1 protein-coding gene is annotated in these 6602 nt (G+C 50.9%); it reads right to left on the bottom strand.

The features are described 5' to 3' along the window. Positions 1-10: 10 nt before the first annotated feature. The gene (locus FHW36_RS16390; protein WP_145670643.1) at positions 11-6598 is read right to left on the bottom strand and encodes a non-ribosomal peptide synthetase; all 6588 of its coding nucleotides are present in this window, start codon (positions 6596-6598) and stop codon (positions 11-13) included. Positions 6599-6602: the final 4 nt, after the last annotated feature.

Genomic DNA, 6602 nt, shown 5'->3' with positions numbered 1-6602 from the left:
AAAAATAGGGTTATAGAATAATTTTTTTCTGTTTAGCAGTGGGGGTAACAGCCACCATTTTATTGATGTCGATATATTTGGCTAGGGCTGCAATCGTTGTCAGCTGGAAGAAAGTCCGTACCGATACCTGCATACCAAATTCTTCATGAACCGTGGCTGCGAGGCGCATAATCAACAGGGAATGCATGCCAATTTCAAACAGGTTATCGTATATACTTACCCGTTCTATTTCCAGCAGCCTGGCGCAGATAGCTGCCAGTTTTTCCTCCAATTCATTAGTGGGGGCTACGTATAAATCTGTCGATACAGTAGCCATCATTGATTCCGGCAACGCCTTCCTATCGATCTTTCCATTGGCGGAAAGCGGCATTTCCGTTAATATTACCCACTGCGCCGGCACCATATATTCCGGGAGTTTTGTCTTCAGGTATCCCAACAGTTCGTCTTTATCAAAATCCTCCGCCCCGACTACATAAGCCACCAGTTGCAGCTGTTGGTGCTGATCTGCTTTCGTCATCACCACCACTTGTTTGATCATCCCGCTTTTTTCTATCACTCTTTCGATTTCACCCGGTTCTATGCGGTAGCCGCGGATCTTCACCTGGTTATCGATTCTTCCCAGGTGCATAATGGTACCATCCGGCAGCCATTTGCCCAGGTCGCCCGTGCGGTACATCCGCACGGTATCATTTTCACTAAACGGGTCTTTCACAAATTTTTCTGCCGTTAATTCCGGCCTGTTAAGGTAACCACGGCCCACGCCGATACCGGACACACAGATCTCCCCAGCAACGCCGATGGGGCACAGCTGTCGGGAGGCGTCCAGTATATGTATATGCAGGTTTTGTATGGGCTTGCCCAGCGGCACATTGCTATGCTCCGGCGTTTCATACATAAAATGATGTGTAATATCATCCGACGCCTCCGTAGGCCCATAGGCATTTACCACTGGAATGGTGCGATAGTTTTTATGTTGGAACCATTCTGCCAGCAGCTGCCGGGGTACTGTTTCGCCGGTTACCAGCAGGTATTGTAGTTTTGGGAGAGATACCCCTTTTACCGTGGCCAAAATCGCGGAAAGATAGGAAGGGACTACCTCCAGGATTGTTATCTTATCCGCTTCCACAGCCTGCATGAGCGCCATGGGTTGTAAGATGGTATCTGTGGGATAAATCACCGTATGCCCCCCGCACAACAAGGCGGCAAACATCTGCCATACGGAAATATCAAAAGTAAAGGCAGCGGTGAAAGCCACGATGGAAGCGGCGTCCATCTTAAGGTCATTTACTTTGGCAAACAGGTGATTCAGCATACCCGCATGTTCTATCATAGCGCCTTTCGGCAGCCCGGTAGAACCGGAAGTATAAATCACATAAGCCAGTTGCGAAGGTAGCGGCAACACCGTTAAAGCCGTAACGGGATACCCGCTGACGATTGCCTGTTCCTCATCCAGGGAAATAATGCGTACCGGGCCGGCATTTTCCAGCTTTTGTTTGCTGGCGCTGCTGCTGATAACCCATGAGGCTTTACTGTCATTCAGCATATACGCCATCCGCTCTTCGGGGTATCCTGGATCTACGGGCAAATAAGCGCCGCCGGCTTTCATAATAGCCAGTATTGCAATCACCATGTCCGGTGAGCGATCTAAACAAACAGGTACCAGCGAAGTATCGTCTATCCCCGCTTCCTGCAGATAATGCGCCAGTTGATTGGAGCGCTCCTCCAGGGAAGCATAAGTAAGTACCTGGTCACCCATTACCAGCGCGGGCGCCGCAGGCGTACGCTGCGCCTGCAGGCCGAACTGGTCAACGAATGTGCTATTATGAGGAAAATCTACGGTTGTATTGTTAAAGGTCACCAGCTGCTGATGCTGCTCAGCATCGGTCAGCAATGGTAACGTGTTAATTCGTGTATCCGGCTGCGTGATAACGGTGGTAAGCAGCTGCGTAAAATGCGTTGTCAGCTGTGTAATGGTAGCCTCCGTGAAAACATCGGTCACATATTCCACATAGCCCATAAGGCCTCCCGGCCCTTCCTCCATAGAAACTACCAGGTCGAACTGGGCGGTGTTGTACTTTACGTCTTCCTGGGTGGCCGTCAACGCGCCCAATTGCAGCTGCTCCACTGCCGGCGTATTCTGTAATTCAAACAACACCTGGAACAGTGGCGTTCTGCTCAAGTCGCGCTCTGCATTCACCGCTTCTACTACTTTTTCAAAAGGCACCTCCTGGTGATCGTATGCGGCCAGGGTGGTTTGCTTCACCTGTTGTAACAACGTAAGGAAAGAAGGATGTTGACTCAGATCGCTGCGCAGCGCCAGGGTGTTGACAAAGAAACCAATTATGCCAGCTACTTCTTCCTGTGTTCTGCCCGCAATGGAAGATCCCACGCAAATGTCTTCCTGTCCACTGTAACGGTAAAGCAATACTTTAAATGCCGCCAGTAAAGTCATGAAGAGCGTAACATCGTGTTGCAGGGAAAACTGCTGCAGTTGTTGTGACAAGGCCTGATCCAGGGTAAACCGCTGCACCGCGCCCCTCGTGCTTTGAATCGCCGGCCTGGAGAAATCGGCCGGAAGCTGCAATACTTCCACGCCTTGCAGTTGCTGCTCCCAGTAGGACAACTGCTTACGCAGCCGTTCACTATCGGCAATGCTGCGTTGCCAAACCGCATAATCTGCAAACTGAAGATGAAGCGGTTCAAGTACGGCAGGCCGTTTTTCGATATAAGCATTATATAATTCAGCCATGTCATTTACCAGTACCGTAACGGACCAGCCATCGGAAGAAATATGATGCAAGGTGATCAGCAGTATATGTTCATCTGCCGACAAGCGGATTAGATCAGCCCGTAACATATAATCTTTAGCCAGGTCAAAGGGTGCATTTACCAGGTCGATCAAATGAGCTTGCAGTTGTTCCGGCGTGCTGTACTTTTTGTCATGGATCAGCATAAGCTGCCAGTTATCTGCCGCCAGCACTTCCTGGTAAGGCACACCATGTTCCTGCCGTATTACGGTGCGCAGCGCTTCATGCCTGTTTACTATAGTGTGCAGCGCATGAGATAAACCGCCTTCATCCAGCGCTCCCTTTAGCCGGATGGCCAGTGGTACATGATAGGCCACGGTGCCATTCATCTGGTCTATGAACCATAAACGCTCCTGGCTAAACGCCAGTGGAACCCGTGAGGGTCGTTTGCCGGCAGTAATCGCGGGTAAGCCGGCGGTTTTATCTTTACCAGCCAGGTACGCCGCCATGCCGGCGATAGTAGGATACTGGAAGAAACGGGTAACGCTTAATTCTATCTGCAGGGCACTGCGGATGGCTGTCACCACCCGCGATGCCAATAAAGAATGACCTCCCAGTTCAAAGAAATTAGCGTGGGTGCTGATTTCCTTTCTCTGTAAAAATCTTTCCCATATACTTAACAATTGTTGTTCTGTTTCATTGGCGGGAGCCACATACACCGCTGTTTCCAGGCTATCGCCTTCCAGTGCCCGCAGCGCTTTACGGTCGGCTTTACCATTGGATGTGAGCGGAATTTTTTCCAGCGATACCAGCTGTGCCGGTATCATATATGCCGGCAGCCTGCTTTTCAGGTAATCGGTCACGGCAGCTTTATCGACATCGCCTTGCGGCACCAGGTATGCCACCAGGTATTTATCACCGGTAGCGTTTACCTGCATTAATACCACCGCCTGTTTTATATCGGGATGTTGCAGCAGTATGCTTTCGATTTCGCCGGGTTCAATACGGTGACCATGTATTTTCACCTGGTCATCAATCCGGCCCAGGTAGGCCACTGTACCATCTGGCAGCCATCGTGCCAGGTCGCCGGTGCGATATAGCCTGGCATCGGGCATGTGGCTGAAAGGATCGGCTACAAATTTTTGCGCAGTCAGTGCCGGTTGATTCAGGTACCCGCGGGATACGCCGGCACCGCCCACATAGAGCTCTCCGGGCACGCCTGCCGGCAACAATTGCCCTTCGGCACCGAGAATGTAAGCCGTGCGGTTGCCCAGGGGCCGCCCGATAGGAATGCTCCTGCCAGGTACGACGGCCTTTATATTCCAGGTGAGCGAGAAGGTAGTATTTTCCGTAGGGCCATAACCGTTAATAACGGCCGTGGCAGGATGCGCCGCCTGGAATCGTTGTATATGTTCTTCCGATAATTTCTCTCCTCCTACCATCAGCGCATTCAATCCTTCAAACAGGGCGATATCATCATCTACCAGCTGGTTAAACCAGCTGGCGGTAAACCACATCTTGGTTACACCCCACCGGCGGATCTCCTGCTTCAACAATTGGTTGTCCAGCAATTGCTGCTCGGGGCATAGTACCAGTTGTCCTCCATTCAGCAGCATGCCCCAATATTCAATGGTAGTAGCATCGAAAGAAGGAGAACCGGTAGATAATAACACATCTGCCGCATTAAATTCCAGGAAGTTGCCTCCCCTTGCCAGGCTGGTAACATTACGATGGGTGACCATCGCGCCTTTGGGTTGGCCGGTGGAACCGGAAGTATAAATAATGTAGGCAAGCGACCCTGGGTTGGCGGATGTCACCAATACCGGTATGGGCGTAGCGGCGAGCAACTCCATCATTTCATCTACGCACAACATTTCCATATCGGGTACTTCTTTACGCAGCAACGCCAATTGCGCGCTATTGGTCAGTATCAGGGCCGACCGGGTATCCTCCAGCATGTACCGGATACGATCGCTGGGATAGGCCGGATCGATGGGTACATATGCGCCGCCAGCTTTTAATATGGCCAGTATGCCGACTATCAGCTGTACGGAACGTTCCATACAGATGGGCACCATCGTTTCCTCTTTTACGCCTTTGCTTCGCAGGTACCAGGCTAGTTTGTCTGACTGCTCCTGCAGCTGCCGGTAAGTGAGTTGCGCGTTGCCAAAGGCGAGGGCCGGGGCATCCGGTGTCAGCGCTACCTGTTCATCGAACAATGCCATAATCGTTTTATCGGCCGGATAAGGGAATGCGGTGGCATTGAAAGTGCCGATTAACTGCTCTTTTTCGCTGCTGTTCAACATGTCCAGGGTGCCTATAGCCTGCGCAGGATTTTTGACGATGGACGCCAGCAAGGTTTCATAATGCGAAAACATTTGCCGGATGGTGCTCTCAAGAAACAGATCCGTACTATATTCCAGGTAGATGCTGATTCCTTCCGGACGTTCTTCAGCAATCCAGGTAAGATCAAACAGGCTGGCGTTGCGGATCATCGGTTCTTCGGTAATAACCACCTCGTCTATACGTAGCGCTGGTATAGCCGGTACATTTTGCAATACAAATATGGATTGAAACAACGGATTCCTGTTCATATCCCGTTCTTTCACCACAGCTTCCACTACTTTTTCAAAGGGTGCGTCTTCATATTCGTATGCATCCAGCAAAGTATTTTTAACACGTTGTAATAAGGATAAAAAAGAAGGGTGCCCACCCAGGTCGGTGCGCAATGCCAGGGTATTGACAAAAAAGCCGATGAGCGGCTCCAGTTCTGTGCGCATCCTTCCGGCTACGGCACCACCTACGCAGATGTCATCTTGTCCGCTGTAGCGATGCAACAATACTTTAAACGCCGTTAACAGCACCATATATAGCGTTGCTCCTTCCTGTTGTGCGAGCTGCCGCAGTGAGGCAGCCAATGTGTTATCGATGTTGAATACCAAAAAGGCGCCCTTATTGCTGCTGGTAGCCGGACGTTCAAAGTCGGCCGGCATTTCAGCCACCGCCACGCCGGTGAGCTTATTCTTCCAGTGAGCGATCTTCTGTTCTATCACGTCGCCAGCCAGGTAGTTACGCTGCCATACAGCGTAGTCGGCATATTGTATATCCAGCGGAGTATAAACCGGGTCGCGCTTTTCTGTGAAGGCGCGGTAGCCTTCCATCAGCTCCTGGATCAGGATAGCGGAAGACCAACCATCAGCGGCGATATGGTGCATTGTCAGCACCAGTATGTATTCCTTCTTGGAGAGGGTGATCAGCTGGGCCCGCAACATATAGTCCCACGCCAGGTCAAATGGCTTGTTGATCAATGTGGCTATATGTGCCCGTAAAGCGGCATCATCTTCATCAGTTGCACCGTTGATCCTTTCCATCTTCCAGTTATCGCTGGTAGCCACTTCCTGCCAGGTGCCGTCCTGGTCTGCCTTAATCACCGTCCGCAATATTTCATGTCGTTGTATAATGTTGCGCAGCGCATGTTCCAGGGCGGCAATATTGAGCATGCCTGTTAATCGCAATATAGCAGGTACATGGTACTGCACAGAGCCCTGCATGGCATCAATAAACCACAAACGTTCCTGGCTAAACGAAAGCGGTATACGTGCGCCTGCACGCCGTTCCGTTGCCCGGATCTTTTCCGTAACAGAGGTAATGGCGGTGGCTTCTGCCGACGCTTTAAAGTAAGCCACCAGCTGTGCTTTATTTTCTTTCAGGGTTTGCAGAAAAGAGGGCGGAAATTGTTTTTGCTGATCCGTTTTCAGTAACAGCTCTTCTCCATCCAGGGAGAGGCTTATTCCCAGATCCTGCGCTTGTTCCAATATCAGGACTACCTCCGACAAATTAAAACCTGGCATGTGT

The sequence above is a fragment of the Chitinophaga polysaccharea genome, assembly GCF_007829335.1.
GTDB classification, from domain to species: domain Bacteria; phylum Bacteroidota; class Bacteroidia; order Chitinophagales; family Chitinophagaceae; genus Chitinophaga; species Chitinophaga polysaccharea_B.
The sequence above is the reverse complement of the archived record's forward strand: the minus strand, read 5'-3'. Positions and strand labels throughout refer to the sequence as shown.

What these genes read in the sequence shown, in the direction of transcription:
- FHW36_RS16390 (WP_145670643.1), bottom strand. Translation starts at nt 6,598, where the DNA reads ATGCCAGGTTTTAATTTGTCGGAGGTAGTCCTGATATTGGAACAAGCG.